Raw genomic sequence first — 15344 nt, forward strand, 5'->3', positions numbered from 1 at the left:
GTGGCTTTGATATAGTCAAAAGGAGCAATGACTGGACTCAACAGAGTCATACACTAAGCGAGGATGTATTCTACGATGCGTACTGCAATTATCACCCACCCTTATTGCCGCAAGCATAAAATGACAGAGGAACATCCCGAATGTCCGGCCAGATTAGATGCGATATCGGATAGGCTACTGGCCTCTGGATTAGATATAGCCGTAGAACATAAAGCCGCAATTAAAGCTGACACCTCGCATTATGCCTTGGTGCATGATCAAGCCATGATTAAAGAGGTGATAGACAAGATCCCGAATGAAGGACTGGCGTCATTAGACGGTGATACATGGCTGTGCCCTGACTCGCTAAAAGCAATTGAGCGTGCTGTTGGTGCTGGAATATTAGCGGTAGACGAAGTTATTGCTGGTAATCTCGATGCCGCATTTTGCGCGGTAAGGCCGCCAGGACACCATGCTAATCAAAGTACTTCCTCTGGGTTCTGTGTCTTTAATAATGTCGCCATTGCTGCGGCTTACGCAAAAGCCAAGGGGGTTGAGCGGATTGCAATTTTAGATATTGATGTGCACCATGGCAATGGTACTCAAGATATTTTCAAAGACGATCCTAGCATTCTGTTTTGTTCACTATTTCAGTATCCATTCTATCCTAATACCGCGATTGAAAACCATCAAAGCTTAATTAACTCTCCATTGGCAGCAGGTGCTGATGGCAATGATTTAAAAGCATTATTTCAACAGCAGTGGCTACCAAAACTAGGAACATTTAGACCACAGCTTATCTTTATTAGTGCCGGATTTGATGGTCATCTTGAAGATGATATGGGAGGACTAAAACTAGTTGAGCAGGACTATCAATGGTTTACTGAACAAGTTGTTGCGTTAGCAAAATCACAACACTGCTTAGGTATTATCTCCTACTTAGAAGGTGGATACGATCTGTCTTCACTTGGCCGTAGTGCCGTGACGCACATCAAAGCGTTAGTAGAAGAGGGTGAATTACTTTAGTAACGCAAAAGCTTGCTGAACACTCTGCAATTGTATTTTACTAACACAACATTGTCCTTCGTCAATAAGGTACTGTTGCACTAAACTGGTTAAATCAGGCAGCTCTATGGTATCAACCACATGCCCCTGTAAATTGGTACAACTGCCATTCGATGCGATAACGACGGCATTGCTCTTGGTGGCGTCATCAAGCATATGAATAGAGTCTGATAGCGCTTTATCATCCTCAATAAGCTCTATACTTTGGTCTAATACCAGTAGGATTGGATAATTTTTTATCGTCATTATTTGTTCAAGGTCAAGTTATCAACAGCGACGCTCAGTATACTTCAAATTGGAATAATATTGCGAGAGTGTGCTTATGGTTGGTGATTCACGTCAGTTACAGATCAAAGAAGTATTTACCAATAGCTTGTTATGTTGCGATGAGCAAACGAGTCTTCATGATGCGGTTGCACAAATGCAAGCAAACCGAGTGAGTTCTATTTTTGTTACTCGTGCTGATGATATTATCGGTATTTGGACTGAGTCCGATTGCGTTAAGCTCGACTTTAATGATCCAAATTTTGCTCAAGTACCTATCAAATCTGTGATGACCTCTCCGGTACAAAAAATTCAGATAGATAAAACATTGAGCGAAGCCACTGTTAAGTTTCATCAGCTGGGGATCCGCCATCTATTAGTCATTGACCTTGATAATATTCCTTGTGGTGTGGTGTCGTTGTCGGATATTGTTCGCAGCCAAGGACTAGACCATTACCTGCACTTTCGGCCAATTGAGCAACACTTTGATTCAAATATTGTCGTGTTAGACAGCCAGGATTGCGTTTCTGATGTGATTAGTAGCATGTGTGAATTAAAGCTCACTGCGGTGCTGGTATATAATCATGCTTTACATGAATATGGGATCATCACCCAACGAGATATTGCCTACATCATTCTCAACCCCGATTGGCGTCAACCATGTTGGAATTTGGCAAGTTACCCGATGCTGGCAATGACCCCAAAGGATAGTTTATTTGATGCCTACCGCATGATGACGGTAAATTCTATTCGGCATCTAGTTGTCACTTGTCCCGAATCTCAAAAAGTTATTGGCTTATTAGCACTGAAGAATGTACTAACTGAAATTGAAACTGCGTATTGCAGTGAATTAGAGAAGGTATTGGTGCAGCGAGATATTGCACTGCAAAAATCTGAGAAGAATTTATATCTTGCCAATCGTATCATTGATGCCTCTTTGGATGGCATCATGATCACCAAAAGTTCGGGCGAAATTATTCAGATCAATCCGGCATTCAGTGCGCTAACCGGTTATAAAGATTACGAAGTGCTTGGCAAAAATCCCAGTATATTAAGCTCTGGCTTACATGATGAATCTTACTACCAGAGTATGTGGCAAACGCTCAGAGAAACAGGGGTATGGCAAGGCGAGATATGCAATCGTAAAAAGAGCGGTGAAATCTATGTTGAATGGCTCACGATTATTGAGATCAGAGAGCCTTACAGTGACGACATGCTCTACGCCGCCATTTTTAGCGATATTACGGAGCGAAAAAATGCAGAAGAAAAAATTGCTCGTTTGGCTTATTTTGATGAATTGACCGGGTTGCCTAATCGTCGCTTATTCTACGATAGACTTTCTATGGCGTTGGCATCCGCACACCGCTACAAGCAAAAGCTTAGCGTGATGTTTATAGATTTAGACCGCTTTAAGGAAGTGAACGACTCTCTTGGCCACAGCGCTGGAGATGAGTTATTAGTACAGGTTAGTGAGCGGATAAAGTCTATTTTGAATGAAGGGGACACGTTGGCGCGACTTGGTGGTGATGAATTTGTCGTGCTACTGAGCGAAGTGAACGGTATGTCGGAGGTCATTGAGTTTGCAGATCAAATCTTAATGGCGTTGTCGCACCCTTTTCAACTTGGTGATATGCAGGTCGCTGCGACGGCCTCGATGGGGGCGGCTATTTACCCCGAGGATGGCCATGATACCGAAACTTTATTGAAGCATGCCGATGTTGCTATGTATCGCTCCAAAGAAGTCGGGCGTAATTCCTTCCAGTTATTCGAAGCGTCGATGAATGCACGTTCATTTGAGCGTTTATCTATGCTCAGTCGTTTTCAAAACGCCTTGGAAAATGGTGAGTTTGAGCTGCATTTTCAGCCATTGCAATGTTTAACTAGCAGTCGCATCTCCAGTGTTGAGTGTTTGCTACGCTGGCGTGACCCAAACTTGGGCGTTATATCACCGGCCCAGTTTATTCCACTGGCAGAAGAGCTTGGGCTAATAATCCGTCTTGACCAATGGGTAATAGATAAGGCTTGCCAGCACTTAGCTAAATGGCAACAAGCTGGAATGGAGATAAGGCGCTTAGCGATTAACATTTCGGCGTCACATGTCACTCAGGGGGATCTTTATCAATGTGTCGCCCAAGCATTAAAAAAACACAATGTCGAAGGGAAGTATTTGGAGTTAGAGCTCACTGAGAATAGCTTTATTGGTAATTTATTGGAGGCGAAATACACCTTGAAAAAGCTCAAAGAGCTTGGTGTAAAGCTAGCAATTGATGATTTTGGCACTGGTTATTCCGCATTGAGCTACTTAGCTAAACTCCCTATAGATATACTCAAAATTGATGCTAGCTTTATTGCAAAAGTGCCTGATGAGTATGGTAATAGTGAGATTGTTGCGGCAATTGTTGCTATGGCTAAAGCACTTAATTTACAAGTTGTTGCAGAGGGAGTAGAAAAGCCAGTACAAAAGCGTTATCTACGTAAGCTAGGCTGTCATACTATTCAGGGGTATGTCTTCTGTAAACCGCTTACAGAAGACGACTGGCAGGCGTTTTACTCGTCAGAGAAGGTGATCTCGTAGGAGCTAAACTTACGGATGTTGATCACGCCGTTATCAAAAAGCAGGTACTGACCTTTGATCCCCTCAAGTACACCAGATACCACGGGATCCTTGTCAAAGTTAAATGAAGTGATTTTGCTCGGATGTTGCTCCACAGGGAAAGTGAGGTCGACCACCTCTTCATCTAGCACTTCAATAGCTGTCGCGCCAAAGAGTTCGGCCAGCTCATCGAGTTTGGTTTGGATCTGTGGAATAAGCTTAGCGGCTTCTGCCTTGAGGTCTACTTCAGGGTTGATCCCTTTGAGCATATTACGCCAGTTAGTTTTATCAGCAATAAACTGCGCCAGTGCTACTTCCACTAACCCTGACTGATGACGGGTCTGCACTTTAAAAATCGGTAATGCTTGCGTCGCGCCTTGATCTATCCAGCGCGTTGGTATTTGTGTATGGCGAGTAATCCCAACCTTTAGTCCTGAAGTATTCGCTAAATAGACATAGTGTGGGATCATGCAGTTTTCTTCCCCCCACTTTGGCTCTCTACAGGTGCCTTGATCGAAGTGGCAAGTTTCAGGCTTCATAATACACATGTCGCAGCTTGCGAGCTTTTTCATGCACACATAGCAGTGCCCTTGGGAATAACTCTTTTTGGTTTTTTTACCACAATTACTACAAAATATATTGCCAGTGAAGGTTAGCGTGATGGGTTTTCCGAAGTAATCATTAAGTGATACTAAGTTATCCCCAACCGGTAATTGATATTGAATAGGTTCAACAAGCGTAGATTTTAACTTGCTGAGTGTACCTTGTACTTGCATCTTTGCCCCTAAAAATGCTCATAAAAGGGTAGGATACCATAGCAAATCAAGGTGAACGAAGTACATAAACTAAAAAGGCCAGCAATAGCTGGCCTAGCAAAGCTTAACGTGAATTAGCTTTCACGTGCGATCGCGCGATATGCAATGTCGGTACGGTATTCCACACCTTCCCAGTGAATATCTTTCACTAGAGAGTAGGCACGTTTTTGTGCTTCAGTTACCGTATATCCAAGTGCGGTTGCACATAGAACTCGACCACCAGCAGTCACAACGTGTTCGCCATCTTGTTTAGTACCGGCATGGAATACTTTTTCACCTTCAGGATAACTTACCTGTAGGCCTGATATAGCATCTCCTTTCGGGTAACTACCAGGATACCCTTTAGCAGCAAGTACAACGCCAACCGCAGCTCGTGGATCGAATTCAATTGCTGTTTGATCCAGTTCTTCTCGGTTAGCCGCCTCAATCAGCTCAACTAAATCTGATTGAAGACGTAACATAATTGGTTGTGTTTCTGGGTCGCCAAAGCGGCAGTTATACTCGATAACTTTGGGAGTGCCGTCAGCTGTGATCATCAAACCAGCGTAAAGAAAGCCTGTATATGGGTGACCTTCTTTTGCCATCCCTTCAACCGTCGGGTTGATCACTTCAGCCATGATACGATCATGAATGTCCGGTGTGACCACCGGCGCTGGAGAGTAGGCTCCCATACCACCGGTATTTGGACCTTTATCGCCGTCATAGGCGCGTTTATGATCTTGGCTGGTGGCAAAAGGGAGTACATTTTTACCGTCAACCATGACGATAAAAGAGGCCTCTTCACCTTCTAAAAACTCCTCGATAACAACGCGACTACCGGCTTCACCAAAGGCATTACCCGCCAGCATATCGCGAATAGCTTCTTCCGCCTCCGCTTCGGTCATAGCCACGATGACTCCTTTACCAGCAGCAAGGCCATCAGCCTTGACAACAATAGGTGCGCCTTGTGCCTTTAAGTAAGCAAGCGCAGGCTCTATCTCTTCAAAAGTCTGATATGCCGCTGTTGGAATGTGGTGGCGTGCTAAAAAGTCCTTAGTGAACGACTTTGAGCCTTCCAGTTGTGCTGCCGCTTGTGTCGGGCCAAAAATAGCTAGGCCTTCTTCACGGAATCGGTCAACAACACCAATAACTAATGGCGCTTCAGGACCAACAATAGTCAATTGCACATTGTTTTCTTTAGCAAATGCGACCAAAGCATCGATATCTTCAACACCGATAGCAACATTTTCAAGCTTAGGTTCAAGCGCTGTACCTGCGTTACCAGGTGCGACAAAAACAGTTTTTACAGATGGATTTTGTGCGGCTTTGAATGCAAGCGCGTGCTCACGTCCACCGCTGCCAATGACGAGTACATTCATGGCGAAATTTTCCTATTAAAGCTTTTTGAATTTTAAGGTCATGCGGTCGCTTTCTCCAATCGCTTTATATTGCGCGGCTTTCTCATCACCAAGCGCCAAGCGTGGAGGTAGCGTCCATACCCCTTTAGGATGGTTTGCACTATCCAATGGGTTTGCGTTAATTTCACTACTTGCAATCAGCTCAAATCCAGCCTTTTTGGCTATATCGATAACATAACTTTGCTTCATGTAACCAGAAGACTTTTGGTCTTCAGTATCACGGTGCTCTGGTAGACGGTGTTCAACTACACCTAAAATACCACCAGGTTTCAGGGCTTTGTTAAAAGCATTGAATGCGCTAAGCACACCTTCATCACCTTTACCCATGTACCAGTTATGGACATTACGGAAGGTTAGTACCACATCGGCGCTGCCTGCTGGTGCAATATTACTATGTGTAATTGGTGCAAACTCGGTGATCTTAACTTCACTGTAATCTGGGTTGGTTGCCACTTTTTCTTGGTAGCTTTTTAATGAACGTTGATAGTAACCAACATCTGAATCAGCAGGGAAATGCGCTGCGTAGTATGTGCCTTTGCCTTGAACAAGAGGTGCTAAGATTTCGCTATACCAACCACCGCCTGGGGCAATCTCTACCACAGTCATAGCAGGTTCAATACCAAAAAAAGCAAGCGTTTCACTTGGGTTTCTATATTGATCGCGAGCTGTGTTTTTCTCTGCACGATTGTCGTTGGCAACGGCTGTTGCAATTGCGCTTGGTACTGCTTGGTTTGAGTTTGATTCTGTCGCGTTACAGCCTACAAGAGTCGTAAACACGGCAGCAGCGATAAGAGGTTTCATACTTAGATTCATCGTTAGTTTCCTTCATTCTGTTATGATCATGCTGTAGCCAGAATACTGGAAATTAGCTGAAACAAAAAGCGCGAAACTCATCAGTTTCGCGCTTTATTGATTAATGGCGGAAGTGGCGCATTCCGGTGAATACCATGGCCATTCCCGCTTCATCTGCGGCGGCTATCACTTCTTCGTCACGCATAGAGCCACCCGGTTGGATAACTGCGGTAATACCCGCAGCTGCGGCGGCGTCTATACCATCGCGGAATGGGAAAAAAGCATCAGATGCCATCACTGAACCTGGTACTTCTAAGTTCTCATCTGCGGCTTTGATCCCAGCTATCTTAGCTGAGTAAACGCGACTCATTTGACCTGCACCTACACCGATTGTCATACCGTCACGGGCATAAACAATCGCATTTGACTTAACAAACTTAGCGACTTTCCAGCAGAATAATAGATCTTTTAGCTCTTGTTCGGTCGGTTGGCGTTTTGAAACTACCTTCAGGTCTTCCAAGCCAACCATGCCTTGATCACGATCTTGTACTAAGATACCACCATTAACACGTTTGATGTCAGTGCCTGTGGTCTTAGTAGACCATTGGCCGCATTCAAGCAGGCGAACATTTTTCTTTGCAGCAACAATTTGCGCTGCTTCTTCTGAAATACTCGGGGCAATAATTACTTCAACAAATTGACGAGCAACAATCGCTTCTGCTGTGTCACCATCCAACTCACGGTTGAATGCGATGATGCCACCGAAAGCAGAGGTTGGGTCGGTTTTAAAGGCGCGGTCATAGGCTGCCAAGATTGTCTCATCTACAGCAACGCCACAAGGATTTGCATGTTTTACGATAACACAAGCTGGTTTATCAAACTCTTTCACACACTCAAGTGCGGCATCGGTATCTGCGATATTATTGTAAGATAGTGCCTTACCTTGCAGCTGCTTAGCGGTTGCTACAGATGCTTCTTCGATATTGTTCTCAACATAGAAAGCGGCATCTTGGTGAGAGTTTTCACCGTAGCGCATATCTTGTTTCTTCGTGAACTGCATATTGATAGTACGTGGGAATTTAGTCTCTTCAGAGGCTTCCTCAGTATAATCAGGAACCATTTTGCCGAAGTAGTTTGCAATCATACCGTCATACTGGGCGGTATGCTCATAGGCGGCAATAGCAAGGTCAAAACGTGTCTTGTATGTCGTAGAGCCTGTGTTTGCCTTCATTTCTTCAATGATTCGGCCATAGTCACTCGCATTGACAACAATGGTCACGTCTTTGTGGTTCTTAGCTGCAGCGCGAACCATAGTCGGGCCACCAATATCTATGTTTTCGATTGCATCTTCTAGGCTACAGTCAGCTTTCGCAACCGTTTGTGCGAAGGGGTATAAGTTGACTACTACCATATCGATTGCTGAGATATTGTTTTCGGTCATTACGTCTTCATCTTGACCGCGACGTCCGAGAATACCGCCATGCACTTTGGGGTGAAGCGTTTTCACGCGACCATCCATGATCTCTGGGTGGCCTGTGTAATCAGATACTTCTGTTACTTTAATGCCATTTTCTGCAAGTAGTTTGCAAGTACCGCCAGTTGATAGAATTTCCACGCCTTGAGCTTCTAAAGCTGCTGCGAATTCAACGATACCGGTTTTATCTGACACGCTTAGAAGGGCGCGACGAATTGGACGATGTATATCCATGATGGTTCAGGTTTCCTCAATGATTAGTTAAGGGCTAGCTTAGAAAGCCGGTATTTTAGCGCATTATTGTTAAGATGACGATGTTAAAAGGCGAGTTAAAGATGAGAAAAGTGCGACATGCAAAGGATAAATGTCCGCTAGCTGCTGAATTTTATACAATAAAAAAGCACCAAAAGGTGCTTTTTTATCAACTAAATTTTACTAGCAGTGCTTAGTTCATGCCGTATTTTTTTAGCTTCTTGCGAAGTGTGCCACGGTTGATACCTAAAAGGATCGCTGCACGAGTCTGGTTACCACGAGTATAAGTCATAACCTCTTCAAGTAGAGGTGCTTCAAGCTCAGAAAGAACTAACTCATAAACGTCTTGTACGTCTTGACCATTAAGCTGCTTTAGGTAGTGATGTACAGCTTTTTTAACTGCATCGCGCAAAGGTTGCGGTTTCTCTTGTGACTGAACATGAGCGTTAGTAATAAATGGAGAAGTCACATTTTGTTCGAACATCGTTATGTCTCTTTCTTAGTTAGCTTGCAGGGCAAAAAATATATTTACCCTAATGTTTCAAAATAGTCTTCTAATGCCTCGATTTGCGCCTCAGGCGCTTCAAGAGCATTGAATACTCGCCTAAATTGACCTTCTTGGTCATGGGCTTGCAAATACCAAGATACATGTTTGCGTGCGATGCGCGCTCCCATTGGTTCACCATAGAACTGATGGAGGTTAACTAAGTGTTCCATCAAAATTGCTCGAACCTCTGCTATTTCAGGCTCGGGCAAGTGTTCACCGGTTTTCAAATAGTGGTCTATCTCTCGGAAAATCCAAGGGCGACCTTGGGCGGCTCGACCAATCATAATGGCATCTGCACCCGTGTATTCCAGTACCTGTTTCGCTTTCTCTGGTGACGTGATATCACCATTGGCAACCACAGGGATTGATACTGAACGTTTAATTTCTCTGATCGTAGCGTATTCTGCATCGCCCTTATACATACATGCTCTTGTGCGACCATGTACTGCTAGCGAAGCAATGCCACGACGTTCAGCGATGCGAGCAATCTCAACGCCGTTACGGTTGTCTGTGTCCCACCCTGTACGGATTTTTAACGACACGGGAACCTTTACGGCAGCCACCACCGCAGAGATGATTTCATCTACCAGCTTGGGGTGTTGCAATAGCGCTGAGCCTGCAAGCTTTTTGTTCACTTTCTTTGCGGGGCAGCCCATATTTATATCTATGATCTGCGCACCATTGGCGACATTAAATTGTGCTGCTTGCGCCATCAGCTCTGGATCCGCTCCTGCGATTTGCACCGAGCGAATGCCAGATTCACCACTGTGATCCATGCGATTTTGCGATTTATCGGTTTTCCACACTTTAGGATTTGAAGACAACATTTCAGATACCGCAAGTCCTGCACCTAGACGCCGACACAGTTGTCTGAACGGTCTGTCAGTGATGCCCGCCATGGGTGCTACGATAAGATTGTTTTCAAGTTGGTATGGACCAATACGCACTACAGTTTAATCCGCCTTTCCTCAAGGGGCGCTAAGTTTACGGTTTTTTTTGCAAAAATCAAAGGTTATAAATTGAACATAATTGCTTTTTTTTTGAACTTTATGGGTTGACTTTTGATAACAAGCTGAGAGTTAGGAAAAATCGGCTGAAATTTAACCTAAAAACAATTTTTACTCTAATATGAGTTTAAATAATAAGCTGTAAAAAATGAGTAAAGCCTGTTAATTACAGGCTTTAGCAGTTAAAAGTTACTAACTTTATGAACAGCGAGTGTGCAGGTAAGCGGTGTTGACTTAGCTAACGTAAGCCAGTTCTTACCTTGTTACTTTTTAACCCCACTAACTCGAGTCCATTCTCCTTCTTGAGCAATGTCATCTAAGTGGATAAAGGGGGCGTATACATCTGCCACAGACTGAGCTTGCTCCTCTAAAATACCAGACATGGCAATCGCGCCTTCATTGCCTAAGAAGCCAAGAATAATCTCATGGAGCTCTCTTAAAGGCTGTGCAAGAATGTTAGCGACTACAATATCAGCACTAAAATCAGGCTGGTTTTCTGGTAAGTAGACTTCCAGTTGCTCTTCTACACCATTGCGCTTTGCATTTTCACGACTCGCAACCAGAGCTTGAGGGTCTATATCAATACCAATCACGCGCTCTGCGCCAAGTTTTATCGCTGCAATGCCTAAAATGCCTGAGCCGCAGCCAAAATCGACGACGGTTTTACCGCTGAGATCTTGTTGTTCGAGCCACTTGAGGCAAAGTGCGGTGGTGGCATGTGTCCCTGTACCAAATGCAAGACCAGGATCTAGTAGTACATTTACAGCGCTAGGATCAGGTATGTCGCGCCAACTAGGGCAAATCCATAATCTTTCACCAAACTTAATAGGGTGGAAGTTATCCATCCATTCACGTTCCCAGTCTTTGTCTTCTAGCTGCTCAAGTTTATAATTTAGTGGCTTATCGTGTTGTGATTGCAGGTAATCGACGACAGCCTGCATATCATGGTTGGCTTCAAATAGCCCAATGACGGTTGTTTCTGGCCATAAAATTACCTCACCTGGTTTTGGCTCATAAACCGGGTTATTTTTACTATCCATAAATGTCACAGAAGGGCAGCCAATATCCATTAGCATATCGCTTAGGGCATCAGCGTCGGCCTTATCGGCATAAATTCGAATTTGGATCCAAGCCATGTTTGTATACCTATTTAATCCAATTAGTATAAAAAAGGCCGCTTGATAGCGGCCTTAATCTTATTTGCTACTTCTTAGCCTTTAACGTCTAGGAAGCTCTTTAATAGATCAGAACGAGAAGGGTGGCGAAGCTTACGAAGTGCTTTTGCTTCAATCTGACGAATACGCTCACGGGTTACGTCAAACTGTTTACCTACTTCTTCTAATGTGTGGTCGGTGTTCATATCAATACCGAAACGCATACGCAGTACTTTTGCTTCACGTGCTGTTAGTCCCGCAAGTACCTCGTTGGTTGCACCACGAAGACTTTCCATTGTCGCCGAATCAATCGGTGATTCAATGGTGGTATCTTCGATAAAGTCACCAAGATGCGAATCTTCATCATCACCAATTGGTGTTTCCATTGAGATAGGCTCTTTTGCGATCTTCAGTACTTTACGGATCTTATCTTCAGGCATTACCATACGTTCTGCCAATTCTTCAGGACTAGGTTCACGACCCATTTCCTGGAGCATTTGACGTGAAATACGATTCAGCTTATTGATGGTTTCAATCATATGCACTGGGATACGGATTGTTCTAGCCTGATCCGCGATAGAGCGCGTAATGGCCTGACGGATCCACCAAGTTGCATAAGTTGAAAACTTATAACCACGACGGTATTCGAACTTATCAACCGCTTTCATTAGACCAATGTTACCCTCTTGGATCAAATCCAAGAATTGTAAACCACGGTTGGTATACTTTTTCGCGATTGAAATTACAAGACGCAAGTTTGCTTCAACCATTTCTTTCTTGGCACGACGGGCTTTGGCCTCACCAATACTCATGCGGCGGTTGATATCTTTAATACGCTCTATGCTTAATCCAGTGCTTTCTTCAAACACCTTTAACTTATTTACACAACGTTCGATTTCTGGCTTCACTTCAGCTAATTTTGCTGAGTGCTTTTCTCCTGATGCGATTTCCGCATCAATCCAAGCGGTGTCAGTTTCATTATTAGCAAAATGCTTAACGAATGTTTTCTTTGGTACTTTTGCTATTTGAACCGCTTGTTTCATGATGATACGTTCTTGAACACGTACTTTATCCATCATGTCACGCATGTTATTTACCATGCGGTCAAATTGCTTAGGAACTAGTTTGAAAGTACGGAAATGATCACCAATCTCCTGAATTGCAGCTTGTGCATCAGGATGTGAACGGCCTTTACCTTCAAATATTTCACGAGCATTATTGTAAAGTGTACGAAGATGCTCAAAATGTTCACGTGCTTCTTCAGGATCTGGCCCTGTATCTGCATCATCTGAGTCTTCATCGTCGTCATCAACATCATCGTCTTCGTCGTCTAAGTCTTCATCGCTTAGCTCTGAACCGATGTGTGTTGCTGAAATAGGTGCTTCATCTTCTTCAATAGCATTAGGATCAAAAAAGCCAGAAACAATGTCGCTTAAGCGCATTTCTTCAGCTTCGTATTTATCCCATTGCTCCAAAAGGTAAGTAATAGCTTCAGGGTATTCTGCAACAGAGATCTGTACCTGATTGATCCCTTCTTCAATACGCTTGGCGATTTGGATCTCGCCTTCACGTGTTAGAAGCTCAACAGTACCCATTTCACGCATATACATACGAACAGGGTCAGTCGTGCGGCCGATTTCTTTTTCTACTGTCGCTAGTGCCGCAGCTGCTGCTTCAGCAGCATCCTCATCTGTTGTGGTTTCTTGCATCATCAACTCGTCAGCATCAGGCGCATTTTCAGAGACCTGAATACCCATATCGTTGATCATGCTGATGATATCTTCTACTTGATCTGAGTCTATGATGTCTTGTGGAAGATGATCGTTAACTTCTGCAAAAGTTAAATAACCTTGCTCTTTACCTTTCTGAATCAGAAGTTTGAGTTGTGACTGAGGAGATTGATCCATAGAGAAATTTGCTTCCACTCTGAAAAGTTGATACAACAGGCGCCAGCTAATTAACAGCTAAATTTTGATGACGCAGTGAATAGAACATTATAGCACCGAAAATTACTATTGACTAGAACTTCTACCGTTTAAGCGCTTGCATTAATAGCGCACACTCGAGTCGTTCATCATTACTCAAACCTTCGGTTTTCTCTTTGATAAATAGGGTCTCAAGGCGATAATTTAAACACTGGTCTTCAATAAACTGAAAAGTATTTTTAAATTCATCAGCTAACCTATCTTCAGCAACCCCATGCTGCCAAACTGCAAGCTTTTTCAAAGCATCAAATTCTGACTGCTCTCTGTAATGTTCAAGCAGTTGAGCCGTATTGATCGCTGGATTTTGATGACACAAAGATTGTAGGCCGAGTAAGAGTTGAATACCCGGGATCGACATTTCCGCCAGTTCAGGCATATATTCTACACTTTGTGCCAGATTTGGGTGTTGTAGTAAAAGGCCTATGGCTCTTCGCATTGGAGTTACTTTAAATTGTCGCTCAATCTTATTTTGATGTTTGTTATTCGCTAATTTTGCACTGAGTTGCTCTCGAGTTCGGCCAATTAATCGCGCCAAGGTATTCAATAGTGTTTCTTGGTAGTACTCGCTGGGAATTTTATTTATCAGTGGGATCGCATCTGTGAGTAATTTGGATTTGCCTGCATCATTTGTTAAGTCACACTGCTCGCGTAGTTTGGTAAATAAGACTTGTGTATAATCAGTTGCCTTATCTAATCGTGCTTCAAATGCTTCTTTACCCTCTTGTTGAACTAATGAATCAGGATCTTCACCATCTGGTAAAAACACAAACTGGAGTGACTTACCATCTTTGAGGTTAGGTAAAGCATGCTCTAGTGCTCGCCATGCCGCATCACGTCCAGCTCTGTCACCATCGTAACAACAGATAACTTTATCTGTATTTCGAAAGAGGGTTTGCATATGCTCGGCTGTCGTTGCTGTGCCAAGCGCTGCGACGGCATAGTCAATGCCCTTTTCAGCTAATGCAACGACGTCCATATAGCCTTCAACAATCAATACTTTGTCTAATTGTTTATGTGCTTGCTTGGCTTCATAAAAGCCGTACAGCTCAAAGCTTTTATGAAAAATACGGGTCTCAGGGGAGTTTAGATACTTAGGTCCTTGTTCCGCTCCCATTATTCTGCCGCCAAATGCGACAACTCGGCCTCGTTTGTCGCGGATTGGAAACATTAGTCGATCACGGAAAAAGTCGAACTGACGGCCTGCGGATTTTTCAGAGGCCAGCTTAAGGTCAAGCAGCTGTTGTTTATGTTCTGGTTTTCGTGCAATTTGATTACACAAGGATTCCCACTCAGGTGGGGCGTAACCTATCATAAATTTTTGTACAACTTCGCCACTTAAACCACGGCCTTTCACATACTCAATAATCTGCGAGGCGTTTTTATGGTGTTTGAGCTGATGTTGATAAAATTTGGCAGCCTGTAGCATTAAGTCATAATCTGACTTTTTTTCGGCCATTGAACGTTGCGGCCCTTGTGGGGCATTTTCTCTTGGAACTTCCAAATTTAAGAGCGCAGCAAGCTCTTCAATGGCGTCTACAAACTCAAGTTTGTCATACTCCATCAAAAAAGAAATTGCGTTGCCGTTAGCTCCACAGCCGAAGCAGTGATAAAACTGTTTATCTCGCGATACCGTGAACGATGGTGTTTTTTCATTATGAAAAGGGCAGCAGGCTTGATAGTCTTTTCCGGCTTTTTTCAATCCCACACGACCGTCTATTAGCTCGACAATATCTGCCCTTGCTAGTAAGTCATCAATAAACTGCCTAGGGATTTTACCTTTCATCTACGTTCCGAAGTTAACCAAGTGATTGGGTTATTATATCAAGTTGCGGCGATAAAAAATCAACTTAATTCAATTGCGGTATGTTATACCAATTAAACTTAATACTTGCTCAACTTGAAGGAGTAATACCAATTTGACTTAATACTTGCTCAATTTGAAGGAATAAATCTGACGCTAACCGCGTTAAAAATTTCTCATTTAGAACAACTAAATAGCAAAATTTTTGCCTTGCCTATG

General features: G+C 43.5%; 12 protein-coding genes. 2 read left to right on the forward strand and 10 right to left on the reverse strand.

What is annotated here, in order from left to right; all coding sequences use genetic code 11:
* Nucleotides 1–75: 75 nt before the first annotated feature.
* Nucleotides 76–1005, forward strand: coding sequence for a histone deacetylase family protein (locus tag HUZ36_RS08380; RefSeq protein WP_176032576.1), 930 nt, complete (start codon nucleotides 76–78; stop codon nucleotides 1003–1005).
* Here the strand turns inward: HUZ36_RS08380 and HUZ36_RS08385 are convergent.
* A complete protein-coding gene (locus HUZ36_RS08385; RefSeq protein ID WP_128731177.1) occupies nucleotides 997–1290 on the reverse strand; it encodes a DUF4144 family protein in 294 nt (97 codons plus the stop codon). The two genes, HUZ36_RS08380 and HUZ36_RS08385, sit on opposite strands and share 9 nt — an antisense overlap.
* A gap of 76 nt (nucleotides 1291–1366) precedes the next feature.
* Between HUZ36_RS08385 and HUZ36_RS08390 the strand changes: the two genes are divergently transcribed.
* Nucleotides 1367–3883: an EAL domain-containing protein gene (locus HUZ36_RS08390; protein WP_147389910.1), complete on the forward strand. Its 2517-nt coding sequence runs from the start codon at nucleotides 1367–1369 to the stop codon at nucleotides 3881–3883.
* Here HUZ36_RS08390 and HUZ36_RS08395 read toward each other — a convergent pair.
* The 9 genes from HUZ36_RS08395 to dnaG form a co-directional block, all read right to left on the reverse strand.
* A complete protein-coding gene (locus tag HUZ36_RS08395) occupies nucleotides 3856–4677 on the reverse strand; it encodes a DUF2797 domain-containing protein (protein WP_125252112.1) in 822 nt (273 codons plus the stop codon). The genes HUZ36_RS08390 and HUZ36_RS08395 overlap by 28 nt on opposite strands.
* Before the next feature lie 113 nt (nucleotides 4678–4790).
* Nucleotides 4791–6074, reverse strand: a complete 1284-nt coding sequence (purD, locus tag HUZ36_RS08400) for a phosphoribosylamine--glycine ligase (protein ID WP_176032577.1) — start codon at nucleotides 6072–6074, stop codon at nucleotides 4791–4793.
* Between the two features lie 15 nt (nucleotides 6075–6089).
* Nucleotides 6090–6926 carry a class I SAM-dependent methyltransferase gene (locus HUZ36_RS08405; protein ID WP_128731179.1) on the reverse strand — a complete coding sequence of 279 codons (837 nt, stop codon included), beginning with the start codon at nucleotides 6924–6926 and terminating at the stop codon, nucleotides 6090–6092.
* A 100-nt stretch (nucleotides 6927–7026) separates the two neighbouring features.
* Nucleotides 7027–8613, reverse strand: coding sequence for a bifunctional phosphoribosylaminoimidazolecarboxamide formyltransferase/IMP cyclohydrolase (gene purH, locus HUZ36_RS08410; RefSeq protein ID WP_125252109.1), 1587 nt, complete (start codon nucleotides 8611–8613; stop codon nucleotides 7027–7029).
* A gap of 211 nt (nucleotides 8614–8824) precedes the next feature.
* Nucleotides 8825–9115 (reverse strand): DNA-binding transcriptional regulator Fis, encoded by a 291-nt coding sequence (fis, locus tag HUZ36_RS08415; protein ID WP_010374122.1) that lies wholly within the window; start codon nucleotides 9113–9115, stop codon nucleotides 8825–8827.
* Between the two features lie 44 nt (nucleotides 9116–9159).
* A complete protein-coding gene (gene dusB / locus HUZ36_RS08420; protein ID WP_125252108.1) occupies nucleotides 9160–10125 on the reverse strand; it encodes a tRNA dihydrouridine synthase DusB in 966 nt (321 codons plus the stop codon).
* A gap of 323 nt (nucleotides 10126–10448) precedes the next feature.
* Nucleotides 10449–11321, reverse strand: coding sequence for a 50S ribosomal protein L11 methyltransferase (prmA, locus tag HUZ36_RS08425; protein ID WP_125252107.1), 873 nt, complete (start codon nucleotides 11319–11321; stop codon nucleotides 10449–10451).
* Nucleotides 11322–11395: 74 nt separating this feature from the next.
* Nucleotides 11396–13246, reverse strand: a complete 1851-nt coding sequence (rpoD, locus tag HUZ36_RS08430; RefSeq protein ID WP_128731181.1) for an RNA polymerase sigma factor RpoD — start codon at nucleotides 13244–13246, stop codon at nucleotides 11396–11398.
* Between the two features lie 121 nt (nucleotides 13247–13367).
* On the reverse strand, nucleotides 13368–15107 hold the full coding sequence (gene dnaG / locus HUZ36_RS08435) for a DNA primase (protein ID WP_176032578.1): 1740 nt from the start codon (nucleotides 15105–15107) through the stop codon (nucleotides 13368–13370).
* Nucleotides 15108–15344: the final 237 nt, after the last annotated feature.

The sequence above is a fragment of the Pseudoalteromonas sp. McH1-7 genome (assembly GCF_013366255.1).
Lineage (GTDB): Bacteria > Pseudomonadota > Gammaproteobacteria > Enterobacterales > Alteromonadaceae > Pseudoalteromonas > Pseudoalteromonas peptidolytica.